The organism is Paracidovorax avenae ATCC 19860, from assembly GCF_000176855.2.
GTDB classification, from domain to species: domain Bacteria; phylum Pseudomonadota; class Gammaproteobacteria; order Burkholderiales; family Burkholderiaceae_C; genus Paracidovorax; species Paracidovorax avenae.
Window position 1 is genome coordinate 5,365,422 of the sequence record NC_015138.1, and the last position, 19,714, is coordinate 5,385,135.

General features: G+C 68.5%; 12 protein-coding genes. 3 read left to right on the top strand and 9 right to left on the bottom strand.

The annotated features are described in order from the left end of the window. Positions 1-33: 33 nt before the first annotated feature. Both ACAV_RS23280 and ACAV_RS23285 read right to left on the bottom strand, forming a co-directional pair. The gene (locus tag ACAV_RS23280; RefSeq protein ID WP_013597029.1) at positions 34-477 is read right to left on the bottom strand and encodes a YeeE/YedE family protein; all 444 of its coding nucleotides are present in this window, start codon (positions 475-477) and stop codon (positions 34-36) included. Positions 478-482: 5 nt separating this feature from the next. Further along, positions 483-836, bottom strand: a complete 354-nt coding sequence (locus tag ACAV_RS23285; RefSeq protein WP_013597030.1) for an ArsR/SmtB family transcription factor — start codon at positions 834-836, stop codon at positions 483-485. A 58-nt stretch (positions 837-894) separates the two neighbouring features. On the opposite strand from ACAV_RS23285, the gene ACAV_RS23290 reads away from it, so the two are divergent. Continuing rightward, positions 895-1,821 (top strand): MBL fold metallo-hydrolase, encoded by a 927-nt coding sequence (locus tag ACAV_RS23290; protein WP_041829456.1) that lies wholly within the window; start codon positions 895-897, stop codon positions 1,819-1,821. A gap of 158 nt (positions 1,822-1,979) precedes the next feature. After that, on the top strand, positions 1,980-2,318 hold the full coding sequence (locus tag ACAV_RS23295; protein ID WP_013597032.1) for a hypothetical protein: 339 nt from the start codon (positions 1,980-1,982) through the stop codon (positions 2,316-2,318). A gap of 5 nt (positions 2,319-2,323) precedes the next feature. On the opposite strand, the gene ACAV_RS23300 is transcribed toward ACAV_RS23295, so the two are convergent. From ACAV_RS23300 to ACAV_RS23320, 5 genes are all read right to left on the bottom strand, one after another. Then, the gene (locus tag ACAV_RS23300; RefSeq protein ID WP_013597033.1) at positions 2,324-3,322 is read right to left on the bottom strand and encodes a sensor domain-containing diguanylate cyclase; all 999 of its coding nucleotides are present in this window, start codon (positions 3,320-3,322) and stop codon (positions 2,324-2,326) included. Between the two features lie 137 nt (positions 3,323-3,459). Continuing rightward, positions 3,460-4,305, bottom strand: coding sequence for an SDR family NAD(P)-dependent oxidoreductase (locus ACAV_RS23305; RefSeq protein ID WP_013597034.1), 846 nt, complete (start codon positions 4,303-4,305; stop codon positions 3,460-3,462). Then, positions 4,302-5,105 carry a citryl-CoA lyase gene (locus ACAV_RS23310; RefSeq protein WP_013597035.1) on the bottom strand — a complete coding sequence of 268 codons (804 nt, stop codon included), beginning with the start codon at positions 5,103-5,105 and terminating at the stop codon, positions 4,302-4,304. Before ACAV_RS23310 ends, ACAV_RS23305 begins: the two co-directional genes overlap by 4 nt. Before the next feature lie 17 nt (positions 5,106-5,122). Further along, the gene (locus ACAV_RS23315; protein ID WP_013597036.1) at positions 5,123-6,631 is read right to left on the bottom strand and encodes a class I adenylate-forming enzyme family protein; all 1,509 of its coding nucleotides are present in this window, start codon (positions 6,629-6,631) and stop codon (positions 5,123-5,125) included. A gap of 59 nt (positions 6,632-6,690) precedes the next feature. Further along, positions 6,691-7,761 (bottom strand): tripartite tricarboxylate transporter substrate binding protein, encoded by a 1,071-nt coding sequence (locus ACAV_RS23320; RefSeq protein WP_013597037.1) that lies wholly within the window; start codon positions 7,759-7,761, stop codon positions 6,691-6,693. A 98-nt stretch (positions 7,762-7,859) separates the two neighbouring features. On the opposite strand from ACAV_RS23320, the gene ACAV_RS23325 reads away from it, so the two are divergent. Next, positions 7,860-8,684 carry an IclR family transcriptional regulator gene (locus ACAV_RS23325; RefSeq protein WP_013597038.1) on the top strand — a complete coding sequence of 275 codons (825 nt, stop codon included), beginning with the start codon at positions 7,860-7,862 and terminating at the stop codon, positions 8,682-8,684. A gap of 7 nt (positions 8,685-8,691) precedes the next feature. Here the strand turns inward: ACAV_RS23325 and ACAV_RS23330 are convergent, their stop codons facing one another. Together ACAV_RS23330 and ACAV_RS23335 are read right to left on the bottom strand one after the other, a co-directional pair. After that, positions 8,692-10,353, bottom strand: coding sequence for an L-lactate permease (locus ACAV_RS23330; protein ID WP_013597039.1), 1,662 nt, complete (start codon positions 10,351-10,353; stop codon positions 8,692-8,694). A 165-nt stretch (positions 10,354-10,518) separates the two neighbouring features. After that, positions 10,519-19,581 carry a putative Ig domain-containing protein gene (locus tag ACAV_RS23335; protein WP_013597040.1) on the bottom strand — a complete coding sequence of 3,021 codons (9,063 nt, stop codon included), beginning with the start codon at positions 19,579-19,581 and terminating at the stop codon, positions 10,519-10,521. Positions 19,582-19,714: the final 133 nt, after the last annotated feature.

Below are 19,714 nucleotides of genomic sequence, written 5' to 3' on the forward strand. Positions count from 1 at the left end.
ATTGCCGTTGTGCATTCCATTGCGCCGACGGCATCAGGCAACCCACGCCGCCCCGTGCCGCAGCACATACACGGTGGCCATGCCGGCGGCCATGAACACCAGCGTGGCCGCCAGCGAACGCCCCGACAGCCGCGAAATCCCGCAGACCCCGTGCCCGCTGGTGCACCCCGCGCCGTAGCGCGTGCCCAATCCCACGAGCAGGCCGGCCACCACCAGGGTGCCGGTGCCCGCGTCGATGCGCGGCTCCGGCAGCGGGGCGAAGAGCGCATGCAGCCAGGGCGAGGCCACCAGGCCCGCCACGAAGGCCGCGCGCCAGGCCATGTCGCCACGCGCCGGGCGCAGCAGCCCGCCCAGCACGCCGCTGATGCCGGCGATGCGGCCGGACACCAGCATGAGGGCGCCGGCCGCCAGGCCGATGAGCGCGCCGCCGGCCAGGGCCGTGCCGGGGGTGAAGGAAGACCAGTCGATGGCAGCCATGGGAATCACTCCTTGGGGCAGTAGAGGCGGTAGAGCACCGCGAGCACCTCGAGCAGCGCGGGATCGGCCACCCGGTAATGGATGTTCTTGCCTTCGCGCCGCGTGGCCACCACGCCCTGCCGGCGCAGCACGCCGAGCTGCTGCGACAGGGTGGGCTGGCGGATGTCCAGGCAGGCCTCCAGCTCGCTCACGCACATCTCTCCCTGGGAGAGCTGGCACAGCAGCAGGAGCCGGTCTTCGTTGGCGAGCACCTTGAGCCGGGCGACGGCCTGGACGGCGGCCTGCCGCAGCGCCTGGGGATCGAGCGGTGGCGGCGCGGCGGAAGATGGGCGCGGCAGGGAAGGGCTTGTGGATGGCATTGACATCAATATACCAAAAAACATAATATTAAGGAACATACTGATGGACGGAGCCACCATGACATCCTTTCCCCTGCCCTCTTCCACCGGAGCCACCGCCACGGTGCAACCGTTCTACGACAGCAGGACAGGAACCGTGTCCTACGTGGTCTGGGACCATGCCACCCGCCAGGCAGCGGTGATCGACCCGGTGCTGGACTACGACCCCGATGCAGGCCGCACGCACGACGCCTCCGCGCAGCTGCTGCTGGACTACCTGCAGGCAGAGCGCCTGGGCGTGGAATGGATCCTGGAGACGCATGCCCATGCGGACCACCTCTCCGCCGCCCGCCGCATCCAGGCAGCCACGGGCGGCAAGGTGGCCATCGGGGCCGCCATTCGCACGGTGCAGCGCACCTTCGGCCCGCTGTTCGGCATGGAGCCCTCCGCACAGGACGACGGTTTCGACCACCTGTTCGAAGACGGCGAGGCGTTCCGCATCGGCGCCACCCGGGCGCAGGCGATCGGCGTGCCGGGCCATACGCCGGCGGACATGGCCTACCGGATCGATGGAGCGGTGTTCGTGGGCGACACGCTGTTCCTGCCCGACGTGGGCACGGCCCGGGCGGATTTTCCCGGCGGGGATGCGGTGGCCCTGTACCGCTCCATCCAGCGATTGCTGGACCTGCCGGGGGACACGCGCATGTTCGTGTGCCACGACTATCCGCCCGAAGGCCGGGCACCGGCCTGCGAGACGACGGTGGAGGCCCAGCGGCGGAGCAACATCCACGTGGGCCGGCAGGCCGGCGAGCGCGCCTTCGTGGCGCTGCGCCAGGCGCGCGACGCCACCCTCGCCGTGCCACGCCTGCTGCTGCCGTCGATCCAGGTGAACGTCCGCGGCGGGCGCCTGCCGGAGCCGGGACCGGAGGGCATCGCGTACCTGCGCATACCGCTGAACGTGTTCGGCCGCGCGGACGCCCTGCCAGGCACCACTTCCGCCTCCTAGGCGCTCGCGGCCTGCGACGGGCGTACCGCGCCGCGGCATGGCACCTCTCCTACCCGCGTTCAGGCAGGGGGCCCACCGCCTGGATACCGCACCTGCGCGAAGCTGCGGGCATCGCGGCCCGGCTTGCCAGCGGGGCCCTTTCCACCCAGGAGACCGCCATGCGCACCCCCACCATCGACGACGAACCCGGCATCGACCCCAGCGACGACCCCACGGCGGAGCTGCCCGAGGGCGACGACCTCAACGACCACCTGAACGCGGAGCGCGATGTCTCCGACGGCATCGACGAAATCTCGGCCCAGCCCTTCGACGATCCGCGCGAGGGTGGCCCGCTCAACTTCGACGACGGCACCACCATGGGCTACCCGCGCGGCAAGACCGGCCGCGAGGGCGGCACCTGGGAGGCCGAGGGCGGCGACAGCGGCGACCTGGACCCCCCCGCGGAAGTGCTGTCCGACCGCAACGGGCCCAGCGATCCGGACGCCCGCCGCGGCTGATCCGCTCAGGCAGCGTTGCCTGCGCAGGGGTGCCCGTCGCCGGCCGGCTGGCTCTCTGCGTGGATGACGACGCGGTTGCGCCCGGCGCGCTTGGCCTGGTAGAGGGCCTCGTCCGCGCGGCGCAGCACCTCGCCCACCGTTTCACCGGGGCGGACCAGCGCGACGCCTGCGGAGCAGCTGTAGCGGAACTCCGGTGCCTCGGGCAGCGGGGAGACCGTATCCAGGCTGGCCCCCAGGCAGCGCAGCACGCTGTCGGCACCCAGGGTGCGGGCGCCCTGCAGGACGAGCAGGAACTCTTCCCCGCCGATCCGCGCGACCATGTCGTCGCGGCCGGCGGCCTCCGCCAGGCGCGCCGCGAAGTCCTTGAGGACCAGATCGCCGCCCGCGTGCCCGAAGCGGTCGTTCACCGCCTTGAAATGGTCGATGTCGATGACCGCGACGGCCATGGCCTGGGCCTTGTTCGGCCCCAGCTTCTGGTGCAGGAAGTCCATGGCGTAGCGGCGATTGCTCAGGCCGGTCAGCTCGTCGCTGAGGGCCGACTTCATGGCCTTGTCGCGCTCCTGCCGCAGCTCGCGCAAGCCGATGCCCAGCTCGGAGACATCGGTGACCACGCACAGCATCCAGCCCCCGGGCAGCGTGGTTTCCGTGGTCAGCACCCAGCGCCCGTCGTTCAGGCTCGTCTCGATGGTGCGGTAGGGCAGCTTGCCGCGCCGGCTCCTGGCGGAGCGCAGCCAGACCTCGAAATCGCTGGTCTCGACCACCGTGCCGGTGGAAGAACGGTAGCTCTTGCGCATGAGCTCCTCCCAGGGGAGGAACTCGCCTTCGCCCACGCCCAGCGCGGACCGGAAGGCCGCATTGGCGTAGCGCAGGCAGTCGTCGCCGTCGTACAGGGCGTATCCCTGCTGCGAGACTTCGACAAGCGCCATCCACTGCCGCATCAGGAGATCGCCGATGCCGCCGGTATCCGGGGCATCGGCCAGGGCCTTGGTGGAGGGGTCGTGCATGGTCCGGGGCAGGCTGTGGCAGGTCGGCAGTGCCGACGGATGAGCCGGCAGGCCCACAGTATCCACAACCCGGCCCCGGAAAGCCAACCCGTGCGGCGGATACCCCTGCGCTGCGCAGCCGTCCCGGGGGCCGGCCCTCAGGCGTATTTGCCCGTCAGCCCGCCGTCCACGACCAGTTCCGTGCCGGTGACATAGGCGGCGGCGTCGGAAGCGAGGAAGGCGCAGGCATGCGCGACCTCCCAGGCCGTGCCCATGCGGCCCATCGGTACCTGCCGCGCGCGGGCGGCGCGGGCCTCGTCCAGGTTTCCATCCGAGAACATCTTCGCCACCGTGGTGGCGATGCGCGGCGTGTCGATCAGGCCGGGCACCACCGTGTTGGCACGGATGCCGTGGGGCGCGTACTGCTGCGCCACCATGCGCGTGAACTGGGTCACCGCGGCCTTGGTGACGCTGTAGGCCAGGTGCGGATAGCCCACATAGCGCATGCCGGCCACGGACGAGATGGCGATGAGGGATCCGCGCCCGCGCGCCACCATGTCCGGCAGCACCTGCCGGCTGCACAGCAGCAGGCTGCGCACGTTCACGGCATGGATGCGGTCCAGGTCCTCCGCGCTCGTATCCATGGGGCCACCGGTCTTGCCGATGCCCACGTTGTGGTGCAGCGCGTCGATGGCGCCGAAACACGCCCGTGCCTCGGCGAACAGGCGCTGCACGTCGGCCTCCAGCGCCACGTCGCCCACGAAAGTGACGGCCTCGCCGCCCTCGGCCCGGATGAGCGCGGTCGTTTCCTCGGCCGATGCCGCATCGCGGTCGGCCACGCAGACGGTGGCGCCCAGGCGGGCATAGGTCACGCAGGCAGCGCGGCCAATGCTCCAGCCGGGGCCGGCCGAGCCCCCGCCGGCGACGAAGACCACGCGGCCGGACAGGTCCAATGGCAGCGCGGGCGGGCGGCGGGCGCCCGCGCCGGCGTCGCCGCCATTCATGCCGGCTCCCCGCCGGCCGCAGGCCTGCCGCCCTCGCCGACATAGGGAATGGCATGCTCCACGGTGTCCCAGATGAAGCGGCCCGACGGGCTCTGCTGCTCCTCGACGATGTGGGCCACCAGCCCCGCTGCCCGGGAGATCACGGCGAAGCCGCGCATCACGGCGGTGGGCACGCCGATCTCGCCCAGCAGCGCGGCCACGGCGCCCGTGGCGTTGATGGTGACGGGCCGGCCGGCGACCGCTTCCACGGCTTTGGACAGTGTTTCCAGCGCCCGGATGTGGCGGCCGGCCAGGTCGGGCTCGGCGCGCGCCAGTTCCAGCAGCTTGTAGGCGCGTGGATCGACGGGCTTGTGCAGGTGGTGGCCGAAGCCGGGCACGGCGCTTTTCCTCGCCCTGCACTCCTGCGCAATGGCCAGCGCCTCGGCATCGGGATCCTCCGCGGCCATGATGCGGTCGAGGAGGCGCGAGCAGTTCTCCATGGTGCCCACGAAGGAGCTGCCCACGGCCAGCAGGCCGGCGCTGACGGCGCCCTGCAGGTTTTCCGGCGCGCTCATGTAGATCAACCGCGTGGCGATGGCGCTGGGCGTGAGGCCGTGCTCCATCAGGACGATGAGCACCACGTCGGTGATGCGCAGGTCCACCGGGCGGGGCGTGCGGCCCAGGATCTGCATCAGCATCACCTCGGTGAAGGTCTTTTTACCCATCAGGTCCTCGACCAGGTCGGCATCGCGGTAATGCAGGCTGGTGAGGGTGTGCGTGCACAGGCGGGTGACGGGGGCGTCGTTGCGGACGGATGTCATGGGATGGGTTCTCCGGTTCAGGGGGTGGCGAGCGCCTGCTCGCGCACGGCGTTCTTGAGCACCTTGCCCACGGGCGATCGGGGCAGGTTGGCGTGGAAGTGGATGCGCTTGGGCGTCTGCACCGGGCCCAGGCGCTCGCGCACGAAGGCGATCAGCTCCGCCTCTCCTGCCTGCTGGCCGGGGCGCAGTTGCACGGCGGCCTGCACCGCCTCGCCCCACTTGTCGTCGGGGATGCCGAACACGGCGCACTCGTGCACCGCCGGGTGCTGGCCCAGGGCGTTTTCCACGTCCACCGGATAGACATTGAACCCGCCGGTGATGACCATGTCCTTGAGCCGGTCCTTCAGGTAGAGGTAGCCCCGCTCGTCGATCAGGCCGCGATCGCCCGTGTGCAGCCAGCCGTCCACCAGGGTTTCGGCCGTCTTCTCTGGCAGGCGCCAGTAGCCGGTCATGAGCAGGTCGCCGCGCGCCACCACCTCGCCCACTTCGCCCGGGGGCAGCAGGCGGCCGTCCGGCGCCATGATGGCCACGTCGCTGAACCAGGTGGTGCGCCCCACGGCGGCCCAGTTGCGCTCGTCCTCGAAATCCTCCGGCCGCATGACGGTGAGGATCTGCGGCGCCTCGGTCTGCCCGTAGGTGGTGCCCAGCACCGGCCCGAAAAACGCGCGCACCTCGCGGATTTTCTCGGGCGGCATGGGGGCGCCGCCGTAGATCAGCCGGCGCAGGCGGGGAAAGTCCGCGCGGCTGGCGCCGGGCAGCGCCATCAGCATGTACACCAGCGTGGGCGGCATGAAGCACACGGTGCCGCCGCGCTCGCGGAACGCGGTGCGCACCGCCTCGGCGCCCGCGCCCTGGAGCACCACGTGGCAGCCGCCCTGCGCCAGGATGGGCAGGAGGTAGGTGGAGGTGCCGTGCGTGATCGGCGCGGCGACGATGTAGCGCTCGTGCTCGTCGAAGCCCCAGGCATGGATCTGGTTGGCGATGTTGGCCATCCACGCACGGTAGGGCTGCATCACGCCCTTGGGCGCGCCGGTGGTGCCGCCCGTGAACTTGATGGCCTGCGTGGCGGTGTCCGGCAGGTCGAACACCGGGCGCGGCGCGCCCGCATGCCGCTGCACCAGCGCCGCCACGCCAGGCACGGCCTCGCTGTGCGGCCCGTGGGCATGGATGCGGGCGCCCGCCACGCCCTCCAGCAGCGGGGCGCAATCGGCGTCCAGCACCAGGATGCTGGGCGTGGTGGCGTCGGTGATGCGGCGGATCTCCGGCGCGGTGCTCTTGGGGTTCAGCGGCACCCACACCTTGCCGCAGGCCAGTACCGCCAGCAGCGCGGCGATGTGGTCGGCACTGTTGTGCGCGCAGATGCCGACGCGGCTCTGCGGCGCCGGGTCGCGCGCCACCAGCGCCGCCGCCAGGGCGGCCACGCGCGCGGCGAGCACGTCGTAGCGGATGGCGCCCTCCGGCGCGTCGATGGCGATGCGGTCGGGCCAGCGCGTGGCGGCGCGCCAGAAGAAATCGATCGGGAACATGGGCTCGGGAACCTTTGCGAATAAGGGATCGGGTCAGCGGACCGGAAACGGGTGGCGGCTCACTCGGCCTTCGCGCCGGACGCCTTCACCACCTCGCGCCAGCGCTGGATCTCGGCGGAGGCGAAGCTGCGCATCTGCGCCGGCGTGCCAGGCTCCGGCGTGGCGGCCAGGTCCTGCAGGCGCTGGCGCACGTCGGGCATGTTCAGCACCTTGACCAGCTCGGCATTCACGCGCTCGATGACGGGCTTCGGCGTGCCCGCGGGCGCGGCCAGGCCGAACCACGACTGCACGTCGAAGCCCGGGAAGCCCGACTCGGCCACCGTGGGCACGTCGGGCAGCAGCGGCGAGCGCTGCGCGCTGGTGATGGCGATGGCCCGCAGCCGGCCCGCCTGCACGTGCGGCAGGGCCGAGGGCGTGTTGTCGAACATCGACTGCACCTGGCCGCCCAGCAGGTCGGTCATGGCCGGCGCGCTGCCCTTGTAGGGCACGTGCAGCATGTTCAGCTTGGTCTGCATCTTGAACATCTCGCCCGACAGGTGGATGGACGAGCCGCTGCCCGACGAGGCGAAGGTGATGCCGTCCTTCGACTCCCTGGCGAAGCGGATGTAGTCGGCCACGCTCTTGATCGGCAGCTGGTTGTTCACCACCAGGATGTTGGGAATCTTGGCGATCAGGCCGATGGGCTCGAAGTCCTTCTGCGGGTCGTAGCCCAGCCGGCCGTACAGCGAGGCGTTGATGGTGTTGGCGATGGTGAAGACGTAGAGCGTGTAGCCGTCCGGCGGCGACTTCGCCACCACCTCGGCGCCCACGTTGCTGTTGGCTCCCGCCCGGTTGTCCACCATCATGGGTTGCCCCAGGCGTTCGCCCAGCTTCACGGCCACGATGCGCGCGATCACGTCGGTCGCGCCGCCCGCCGCATAGCCGACGACGAGACGGATCGGACGCGTCGGCCATGCTCCGGAAGATGAGGTCTCCGCATGCGCGGCGGGTGCATGCAGTGCCGCGCCGGCCACGCAGGCAACGGCGCACAGGGCGACACCGAGGCCCGCGATGCGGCGGCGCGCGATGAGGTACGGGAGGGGGCAGGCGCAGGGGTCGGCGGGAACAGGGTGCAGGGGTGCAGCGGTCATGGTCTTGTCTCCTGGGTGGGCACGGGGCGATCGCGGTCCGGGTCGCGCGGCCTGGGGCACACTGCGCACGGACTTCATCGACACCTGGATTCTTCGCAATGCCCCCACGCACCACGAATCGAAACGTCCGCCAGCCGGACGATCCACGCCACCAGGCCCCGGATCAGGAGACGGACGATCCGGGCAGCCGCACGCTGCGGCGCGGCCTGCAGGTGCTCGATGCCGTGCTGGCCGGCGGCCCCGAAGGGGTGCGCGTGGTGGACCTGTGCCGCAGCGTGGCGCTGGAGCGGGCCACGGTGTACCGGTTGCTGTCCACGCTGCTCGAGGCCGGCCACGTCGCGCGGCAGGGGCGCTTCCGCTACGTGCCCGGGCCGCGCATGGCGGCGCTCGCGCCGGCCGGCGCGCTGCCCAACCGCGCGGTGCACCTGCAGCCGCTGCTCGCGCGCATCAGCGCCGCCTGTGGCGACGCGGCCTTCGCCATCGTGCGGGAAGGGCCGCTGTCGCACTGCATCGCGCGGCAGGTGGGCACGCACCCGGTGCAGATCCTGGTGATCGAGGTGGGCACGCGCCAGCCGCTGGGCGTGGGGGCGGCGGGGCTGGCTCTGCTCGCCGCCCTGCCGGATGCGGAAGTGGAAGCCATCATCGCGGCCAACGCCCCGCGCCTGGCCGCCTACGGCGGCATGACGCCGGAGCGCATGCGCCTGCTGGTGCGCGCCACGCGCGAGCGCGGCTGGTCCGTCATCGGCAACCACGCCACGCGCGGCGTGCTGGCCGTGGGCATGGCGGTGCGGGACGCGCGCGGCCGGCCGGTGGCGGCCGTCAGCGTGGCCACCACGCTGGCGCGCATGCCGCGCGAGCGCCAGCAGCTGGTCGCGCGCACGATCCGCGATGCACTGAAGGAACTGCCGCCAGGTTCCATGTGAACCGACATTAATGCACCACCATCAGCGTGAATGGCCAGACATACGCCTGCATCGTCACATACAGCCCCACCAGGCAGGCCAGCGCGATGGAGTGGAAGAACACGTAGCGCAGGATCTCGCCCTCGCGGTCGAACCAGCGCGTGGCGGTGGAGGCCACCACGATCGACTGCGCATCGATCATCTTGCCCATCACCCCGCCCGAGCTGTTGGCCGCGCCCATGAGGTTGGGCGACAGCCCCAGTTGCTCGGCCGCCACCTTCTGCATGCCGCCGAACAACACGTTGGAAGCCGTATCCGAGCCCGTGAGCGCCACGCCCAGCCAGCCCATCAGCGTGCCGAAAAACGGGTACAGCACGCCCGTGTTGGCGAACGCCAGGCCCAGCGTGGTGTCCGTGCCCGAGTAGCGGGTGAGCGTGCCCAGCGCCAGCATCAGCACGATGGTGAGCAGCGAGAACTTCACCAGCCAGATCGTCTTGAAGAAGGTGCGGACGATGGTCAGCGGGTTGTATTTCATGAGGAAAGCGCTCACCACCGCCGAGAGCAGGATCGCCGTGCCGGTGGCCGACAGCAGGTTGAGCGTATAGACCGCGCCCTCCTTGGTGGGCACGGGCACCACGGGCGGCACCTTCTCGATCAGGTTGTGCAGCCCCGCCATGGGGAAGGACGGCGCGAACAGGCCGTTGAGCCAGGCCTTGACGGGCGGCAGCCCCCAGATGAACACGAACACCGACAGGATGGCCCAGGGCATCCACGCGGCCACCAGCTCGGCCCGGGTGTGGCGCGCCACGGGCTGAGGCGGCTTGGCCTCGGCCGCGCTCACGTCGTTGCCGCGCAGCGAAGGCGAAGTCCATACCGTTTTTGGCTTCCAGACGCGCAGGAAGGCGATCAGGCACACCATGGACACGATGGCCGCGATGATGTCCACCAGCTCCGGCCCGATGAAGTTGGACACCAGGAACTGCGGCACGGCGAACGACACGCCCGTGACCAGGATCGCGGGCCAGATCTCCACCATGCCCTTGCGCCCGGCGAAGGCCCAGATCAGCCAGAACGGCACCAGCAGCGAGAAGAACGGCAGTTGGCGGCCCACCATGGCCGTCACCGCCATCACGTCGTAGCCGTGCACCTTGGCGAGCGTGAGGATGGGCGTGCCCAGCGCACCGAACGCCACCGGCGCCGTGTTGGCGATGAGCGAGAGCCCCGAGGCCGCGAGCGGCGAGAAGCCCAGCCCGATGAGGATGGCCGCCGTCACCGCCACCGGCGTGCCGAAGCCCGCCGCCCCTTCGAAGAACGCGCCGAAGCAGAACGCGATCAGCAGCAACTGGATGCGCCGGTCCTCCGTGATGCCCGAGAGTGAATCCTGCAGCACCTTGAAGCTGCCGTTCTGCTCCGTGAGCTGGTGCAGGAAGATGATGTTGAGCACGATCCAGCCGATGGGCAGCAGGCCCGTGAAGCCCCCCAGCAGCGCCGCCCGGCCGGCCATGTTCGCCGGCATGCCATAGGCGAAGACGGCCACGAGCAGGGCCGCGGCGAGGCCCATGCCCGCGGCGATGTGCGCCTTGATGTGGAAGAAGCCGAGGGCCGCGAGCATGACCACCACCGGCACCGCGGCGAGGGCGGTGGAGAGGACCATGCTGCCGAACGGGTCGTAGATTTGCTGCCAGGCCATGCGCTTGTCTCCGTTGGGTGAACGATGTTTGTTTCTCTCGGGCGCAAAGACGGGCGCGCGCGGGCGCCCGGCACGGCGCCGGGCGCCGCGGGAAACATGATCGCCGCAATGGCCGGATTTGCAAAGCACGACAGCAGCGCGGCCGCCACGGCCGCGCGCTGGGGCTTACTTCCAGTTGGCCGCCAGGGTCGTCTCCAGCTTGCTCTGGTAGTTCGCCGGCAGCTGCGTCTGCCCTGCGGCCGGCGGTGAGAACGATGCCATCGCCTGCACGAGGTTCTGCACCTGGCTGGCCTGCAGCGCCTTGCCGTCGCCGGCCTCGAACCGCTCCACCTGGTAGCGCGAGCCCAGGTACCAATCGGTCACCAGGAACTTGTCGCTCGTGCCGATGACGCTCACCTCCAGGTTGTTGCCCGATTTGCGGAACCACAACTGGCGCGAGGACACGTCGCCCGCGAACTTCGCGGTGTCCAGGTTGCCGCTGGTCGTGTCGTTCTCCTGGACCGTGTCCGTCCCGTGGCCACGCGCGAGCCAGTAGGTGTCGTTGCCCAGGCCACCCGCCAGCGTATCGGCCCCTGCCCCGCCATCCAGGTAGTCGGCGCCCGCGCCACCCGTCAGCACGTTGGCGCCCGCATTGCCGGTGAGCCGGTTGTCCAACGCGTTGCCCGTGCCGTTGATCGCGCTGGAACCGGTGAGCACGAGGTTCTCCACGTTGGATGGCAGCGTGTAGGTGACACTCGACATCACCGTGTCCGTGCCGGCGTTGGCCGACTCGACCACCTTGTCTCCGGTGTTGTCCACAATATAGGTGTCGTCCCCCGCCAGGCCGGACATGGTGTCGGCGCCAGCGAGCCCGTCGATCGTGTCGTTGCCGCTCGTGCCGGTCAGCGTGTCGTTGCGGGAGGTGCCGGTGATGGCACCGGCCTGGACGGTGATCGAGAAGCGCTGGCTCACGCTGGCGCCCCAGTAGTCCTGGACTTTGATCGCTATGTCATAGCTTCCAACCGGAGCATTGCTGCCGGCCTTGAAGGCCTGGGTTTTGGCATCGAACGTCAGCCAGGCGGGCAGCGCGGCACCGTCCGACAGCGAGGCGCTGTAGGTCAGGATCTCATCCGCGTCGTCATCGACGAACGTACCTGCCGGTACCGTGTAGCTCCACGCCGATCCTTGCTTGAACGATTGCGCAGCGATGGTCTTGCGGGATTCGGGGGGCTGGTTGACGAACAGCGAAAACTCCGCGGCATTCCATCCACCCGCGGTGTCCGTCGCCCTCACGATGAAGCGCGCGTCCTTGCCTCCGTCCATCGCCGCAGGGGTGCCGCTGAAAGTCCGCGTGGCGGCATCGAAAGTCAGCCAGGCAGGCCACTCGCCGTATGACATGCTCACGCTGAAGGTGAGGTGATCGCCCGCGTCCGGATCCACGAACAACCCGTCCGGGATGGTGAAACGGAATGGCATGTTCTTCGTGGCGCCTTGTTCCGGTATGTAGCCGTTGACGACCGGCGCGCGATTAGGACTCGCCACCGTGATCGTGAACTGGTCAGACACCTCCGCCCCCATGGAATCGGAGGCGGTCAACACCACGTCCAGGGTCCCCGCATCCGTCACAGCAGGCGTTCCACTGAGCAACCCAGTTCCAGCATCGAAGCGAAGCCAGGACGGCAACGCGCCTCCGCCCTTCAGGCTTGCGCGGTAACCCAGCGCATCGTTGGCGTCGGGATCGGTGAAGGTTCCCGCAGGTACCGACATCTGGAACGCCGTACCGGCCGCGGCACGCACGTCGGGCAGCGGCGAGGCGAGCACCGGTGCGTGGTTTACCACGGTAGGGTCCGCCCTGCGCACCAAGGTGTCATAGCCCCACGCGGTACCGTCGGCGAACTCGATGCGGCGCACACCGGTTGCGGACGCGTTCTGGCTGTAGAACGAGCGGACGGTGATCGAATCCTGCGACCCGCGCAGGCTCACCTTCAGCGCGTCGCCGTCACGCTGCAGCAGCACATCCTGCGCGCCGACACCCGACTTGAAGCGCAACGTCTGGGTGCGGCCACCATTCACGCTTCCCGTCCAGGACTCGATCGTGTCGTTTCCGTCGCCGCGCCCGAAGAGATAGATATCGCCTCCGACCAGAACGTCGTCGCCCGCACCTCCATCCATCGTGTCCAGGCCGGCATAGCTCACCAGCCGGTCGTTCCCCGCACCCCCCTTCAGTTCATCCTGGTCCATTGGTACATAGCCGGGGCCGTCACCGGGAACGATGGCGGCGTACTGGTCTTCCACCACGTCATCGCCATCACCGCCGTCCACGATGTCATCCTGGAACGATCCGCTGATGGTGTTGTTGCCCGCGTTGCCCACCAGGTGAATGCCCTGCGCCGCATCCTGTCCGCGGAGCTTTCCATTGGCCGCGATGTTCTCCACGTTCGCATAGTCGTCCAGGTGGAATACCTTCCCACTGGATCGCCAGGCCGCCTGCCCCATGGCGGTCACATCCAGGATCACACGGTCCGTCCCGCCGCCGGCAGTCTCGACCACCACGTCGTTGAGCCCCACGTAGTAGGTGTCGTCGCCGCCCTTGCCCGCAAGGACGTTGCGGGCCGTGTTCCGCGAACCGCGGATCGTGTTGGCGTTGTCGTCGCCGGTCGCCGATATCTCCGAGGAGCCCAGCAGTTCGATGTTCTCGATGCCGGTCTGGCCAGCCAGGTCCACGGAGATGCGCGAGGACACGATCGTGTCCTGGCTCTCCTTTCCGCCCGTCTCGATCACCTTGTCGCCCAGGCTGTCCACGACGTAGAAGTTGTCTTCCGCTCCACCGATCATCGTGTCGTTGCCCTCGCCACCGTCCAGCACCACGCCGCCGAAGTAGCTGGAGCGGTCGCGCATCATGGCTTGGGAAATGCGCCCCTCATTGGTGGCATCGATGACGTTGTCCTGGGAGTTACCTCCGAGCCACACCCTCGTGTCGTCGCTCTGCGCGTCGTAGGCGCGGTAGGAATGCTGAAAGCCGAAGAAGGGATTGGTGGAAAACCGTCGAACGCTATTCGACCAATCGACCAGCACGAGCTTTTCGACGTTGTCCGGCAGCCTGCGGCTCTGGGCATCCAGCAGCAGGGTGTCGTAGCCGCCACCGGCCTGCTCGACGATCTGGTCCTGATCGGAGTTGTACGGGTTGTAGTTGAGGTCCACATAGACGTCATCGCCCGCCCCGCCCTCCAGGCGGTCGATACCCCCCATCCCGTTGAGCACGTTGTTGCCTGCGTTGCCGACAATGACATTGCCGACGCCGTTGCCGATGCCGGCGATATCCAGCGTACCGGTGAGCGTGAGGTTCTCGACGTTGTCGGGCAACGTGTAGGACACGGAACTGCGGATGATGTCCTGCCCCTGGTTCGCGCCTTCCGCCACGGAATCGTCCGGGTGGTCCACCGTGTAGATATCGTCGGACGTGGAGCCCTGCTGTGCGTTGGCCGTGCCGCGCACATCGGTGATGCGGGCCTGGATGTCCTGCGCATTCCATCGCGTGCCATCGGCGAACTCGAAGGTCTCCAGGGCACCGGCCTCCGTGAAGAATCCGGGAATCCATACCTGTCCCCCGTCGGGCAAGGCCACGACGAGTGTGTCGGTGGCCTTGTAGTATGTGGATTCGCCTCTCCAATCCGCCGGTGTGCTGGACGTACGCACCAGGCGTACATCGGCAGCAGAGATGCCGGCGCCGAAGCGCAGGGTGTCGTTGCCGCTGGTTTCGGTGATCACGTCGCGGCCATCGCCCGGGCGGTACAGGTACACGTCGTTGCCGCCCTGGCCTGCGAGAACATCGTTTCCGGCGCCGCCCGTCAAGAGGTCGTCGGCAAAGTCGAAGCCTGCCAGCTCGTCGGCCGTCTTCTCACCGATCAGGGCCCGCTGGCGCAGATCCTCCACGGTCCACACCGTGGATGGGTCGCCCGCGAAGCGCACCTTGGCCACGCCGCCGGGTTGCGCGGTGGCAAAGAGGCCCACGATCATCACCGTGGTGCGCACCGCCCCTGTCACCGGATCCTTGACCTGCAATGCAGCCCCGTCTCCAGAACGGCGCACCCTCACGTCGCCCGGAGCGATGGACGCGTCGAACTCCAGCACGTCCTGCGCCACCGCATCGTCGCGCATGATCGTGTGCGTGCCACCGCCCGCTCCCACATGGAAGGTATCGGCCCCGGCGCCGCCACGCATCTCCGTCGATGCTCCGCCGACAGCGGCATACAGCGTATCGTCCCCATCGTCGCCATAGAGCACATCCGTCCCGCCAGGTCCTCCCTCGCCGGCCCTCAGAACGTCGTTGCCGGTCCCGCCACGCAGCGTATCGAATCCAGCGCCCCCATCGAGCACATCGTTGCCCGCGAGGCCATCGATGGTATCGTTGCCGGCCAGCCCGGACAGGGTGTCGTCCGCATCCGTTCCCCGCAGCGCGTCGTCGCCGGGCGTGCCGGAATTCGCACGCCGGAAAACGTCGTCGAAGCTCCACACGGTGTCCGGCGCATCCTCGAACACGAAGCGGAAGCCCGCCCGTGCAGCCTGCGAGAAATCCATGAAGCCCTCGACATGCAGCGCCTGCGGGCGATCCGCCGTAGCGCCAGGCCAGGTGACCCGCAGGTCCTTGCGGCCCTGTGTGGACACACTCGAGAACGCCACATCCGACGGGGCGATACCTGACGCGAACCGAATGGTGCGCTGGGCGGTTGCACCCAGGTCGCCGTCGATCAGCCGCGCATAGCGGTTAGGTGCACCGGAGGCCTTGCGCAGCACCACCGTATCGTCACCGGTGCCGAGCATCAGCGTGGCATCCGGCACGTCCACGGTATCGTTGCCCGCTCCGGCGTAAACAGACGAACCTGTCCCGGTGATGCGATCGTCGCCATCTCCGCCATCAAAGGTGTTATCCCCCCGGAAATCCGTGAGCACGTCGTTGCCGGCATCGCCTCTCAGCAGATCGTCACCCTCGCCGCCATCGATGGTGTCATTGCCCGCTCCGCCCTGCACCGTGTCGTTGCCCCCCAGGGCATTCACGGTATCTCCGCCCGCGGGCAGGTAGATCACGTCGTTACCCTCCGTGGCCTGCGACTGCCCGGATGCGAGCTTCAGATCCGCCAGCGCGACCACGCTGCCGTCCGCGAATTCCAGCCGGTCCAGCGCTTGCGTCGAAAACGCCGAGTGTGCGATCAACTGGTCCGTTCCACCCGCGATGCGCACGACCAGATCGTCCTGCGCGCGCAGCAGCACCAGGTCGGAAAGCGCCACGCCCTCCTTCAGGCGCAGCACATCGCCCGACCCCTGCGCAGCCGCACCCGCGTAGTAATCGTCCCGGCCGTCGCCGCGCCCGAACAGCACGGTGTCGCGTCCGCTCCCGCCCATGATCTTGTCATTGCCGGCGCCGCCGTCCAGCACATCGTCCCCGCCCTTGCCCTGCAGGGTGTCATCGCCGGCACCGCCCAGCAGGGTGTCCTTCCAGTCGTCGCCGGTCAGGCTGTCGTCCCCCTTGCCGCCATCCACGGCCGAATCGGCCACCACGGTCTGGACGGTATCGCCTCCGTCGCTAGTGCGCGTCGCTTCCCGCACCAGATCGGCGGAAGACCACTGGGTTCCATCCGAGAACTGGACGGATTCGATGACCCGGATGTCTCCCTGCACGCCCAGGCTGCCGCCGCCGGCCATGGACAGCACGATCTCCCCGCCCACGCGGCGGACGTACAGGTCCTGCGCGGACAGGCCGGCGGTGAACTCGATGCGGTCGGTACCGCCCTCGTCCACGATGATCTCCTTGCGCCCCTGCTCGATGTCGCCCTTCTCGAAGCGATAGACGTCGTCGCCCAGGCCGCCGTAGAGCCGGTCTTGGCCCGCACCGCCCCACAGGATGTCGTTGCCCTCCCCGCCGTTCAGGTAGTCGTCGCCCGCGCCGCCGATCACCGTGTCGGCACCGCCGTCGCCGTACAGGATGTCGTTGCCCTCCCCACCGTCGATGCGGTCATCGCCGTGGTACTGGGCGTCGAGCAGGATCACGTCGGACTGGTCGCCATGGATCAGGTCATTGCCGGCACCGCCCAGCAGCACGTCGGAGCCGCCCCCGCCGAGAATGCCGTCGTTGCCGTCACCGCCGTCGATGGTGTCGTCCCCGTGGTACTGCCCTGGAATCCAGGTGATGTTGTTGCCCGTCGCCACAAAAGGGCCATCGTTGTCGCCATAGATCTGGTCATCGCCCTCGCCGCCGAAGAGCTGGTCCGAGCCCACACCGCCCACGATGTAGTCCTTGCCGGCACCGCCGTAAATCGTGTCGTTGCCGCGGTGGTTGTATGCGCCGATCTTTCCGTCGATGAACTCGGTTGCCTGCGGGTCATAGACGCCGTCTCCGTACAGTCCGTCGTTGCCCTCGCCGCCGATGATCAGGTCGTCGCCTTCCATGCCCGCGATGCCGTCGTCGCCGGTGCCACCGAGCAGCACGTCGCCACCCATTCCACCGCGGATCTCGTCATTGCCGGCCCCGCCGTCCACCCAGTCAGAGCTGCCGGCGTCATCGGGATCGTGGTTCTGCACGACGGCGCCATGCCTGGACACCGCGCTCCCGTCGGCATTGACCTGGGAGTAGTAGCCGATCATGGCGGAATACAGCCGGTCATCGCCGTCGCCGCCCTCGATCACGTCGCTGCCATACCCCGTGAGCACCAGATCGTTGCCGGCGCCCGCGATCACGTGGTCCTCGTCCTCGCCGGCCTTCGGTCCCCAGTTCTCCGCGCCCTGGTATTCGGGCGACTCATAGGTTCGGCCCAGGAAAATGCGGTCATCTCCGGCGCCGGTCTCGATGATCTGGCCTCCGTCCGATTCCGATGCGAACACCCACTTGGCTGCGTCGTCCTTGCCCGTATAGCGCAGCGACGCCTTGGAATCGAAAAGCCGCGCCACTCCCTCCCCCGCGGGCAGTGACGGATCGCTCGGGTCCGCCGCCAGCACCACGAGCGACGACTTGGGCCCGGCCAGGTCGGAGACTGCTTCCTCGGTGCTTCCGAGCGTCAGGCCGAAGTCGCCTGTGCTGTAGCCGCGAATGGTCACGGTGCCTTGCACCGTCTTGTCGGTGGCAGAGGTGTATTTGGTGATGTGCAAGTCCGTTCGCCCACCGCCACTGTCGGCGGGCACGCGCGTGAACAGGAACTTCCCATCCAGGGACTCCCAGTTGTCGTCCGAACCGTAGCGCTTGCGCACCTCCAGCGGCATGGCCGCGCCATCGAACTCCAGCACGCCCGCACCGCCCTCGTCCCGCACCACGTCGTGGCCGAACTTCCCGTTGAAGCGGTACACGTCCCGGCCGCTGCCGCCCTCCAGGTAATCCGAACCCTCTCCACCGTCCAGGATGTCGTCTCCGGCGCCACCGTAGAGGCGATCCGCCATTCTGCGGCCCGTCAACGTATTGCCGGCCGCGTCACCGAAGGTGATGTAACGCGTGGCATTGGTGACCGCGCCCTGCCGGATCTTGTAGCCGCTCTCCATATCCTCGTAGAACGTGTCCTCCATCTGGTACGCGGAGCCCGTCCTCGCATCGTTGGGAGGGCGGTAGGAGAGATTCAAGGGATCGGTGTTGCTCGTGCCGAACCAGTTCTTGCGGGCCAGCATGGCCGAGCGATCCGCCAACCACTCATCCGAGATCTGGAGCCCATCGGTCCTGCCCGTCTGCGCCAGCGCGGCGCGGTCGGCCTTCCAGGTGTCATAGACGGCACCCCATTTCTTGCCGATGGCGTCCTGGGCGTCCTGCAACGCCTGCGCGGTCTTGAACGTGAACGGGCTGAGGGTGCGCAGGGCAAGGTAGGCGCCGAAATCGCTGCGGGCGCTGGCCTCCAGCGGCCGGTCCACCGTGGTGGCGAGACCGAACTGGCCGGCAAGGTGCATGTCATCGATGCCCTTCTGGATCGCCTCGATCACCGCGAAAAAGCGGTTGCGCCCCATGTAGCCGTCCTGGTCGTCCGTTCTCGCCCAGGTGCCCCCTTCGGCGTTGCCCTTGAGATCGGCCTGGGCTCCAGGGCCGAGCAGCATGTCCGCCAGCGAATTCACCAGGTTTTCCAGCAGATCGCCTTCGGCCTTGCCCTGCGAACTTCCAGAGATCAGGTCACCGTCCACGCGCTTTTGGTAGGTTGCGGCCTTGTAGACGGTTTTCATCAAGGCGCGGACATTGTCCGCACTGCGCTCGCCTTCCGGCAACAGGGAAAGCAGGGTGCTTTGCACCGACAGCGAATCGACCAGCAGCACCAGGCTGTGCGTGTCGCCGAAGTCCTTTAGCGCATACCCGTCCACCAGCAGGTCCGGGTCCTTGAGCGCGATCGCATCCATGAGGATGTCCCCGCCGAGCCCGCCGCGGACGAGCGGCTGGTCTTCGATGCCGATGCGCACATCCTGCCCGTAATGCCACTGGCTGTTGGCCACGACGGAAGGCGTCGTGTCTCCCACCACGTCGTACTGGTTGGCGAGGCGGCCGTCGTACTGCTTGTCGCCGAAGCCGCGCGTGGCCCCTGACACGACGGACGCGGACAGGGTATGCCTGGCAGCGTACTGCATCGCCAGCCGGTAGTTCAGGTCCACGCCCGCGATCTCCGAGGGCAACACCTGCTTGGGCCTCGAATTCGCGCCCTCGCCCGTCCCGCCCTGCACCAGGGTGGTCACGCGCACGGCCTCGTCCTCGATCGCCTGGATCTCCTTCAGCGCCCGCATGAGCATGCTGGCCTGGGCCGTCAAGCCCGAATTGCCCGTCTCGGAGGAGGAGTAATGCGCCTTCAGGGCCGCCTGCGCCTGGGCGGCCGTCATCGTTCCCGCCGCCAGCTTCGCCTGGAAGTCGCGGTAGATGTCCGCCAATCCCGGCTCGGTGAACTTCGCTGCCAGCGCATCGGTGCTGCCGCGCAGGTCGTTGAACTCGTTGACCGCACTTTGCAGGGTGCCATCGTTGACGCGACCCACGCCCGCGCCGTTGAAGGTCACCACGCGCTGCGCCGCATCCTGGTTCAGCAGGTTGAAGACCGTCGCCAGATGCCCGCCCAGGCTGTAGCCAGTGACGCTGAATGCCTGGCCACCGCCCAGCAGGGCCGGATCACTCTTCAGCTTCGCGTACCAGGCCTGCATATCCGCGATCTGGCCCCAGGCGAAACCGGTCTCCTTGATCTCCAGCACGTTCGTCGCCTTGTTGTCGCGGGCGGCGTCGTCGATAAACTCCGTTGAACGGAAGCTCATGACCACCTCGCCGGTCGTTCGATTACGGAACAACGTGCCACTGAATCCGGTTGTTGTGTTCGCGCACTGATCCAGGACTTCCCATTCTGCCGCGAATTTTTCGGCTTGACTGGCTACGAAGCGGCTAGCGTGG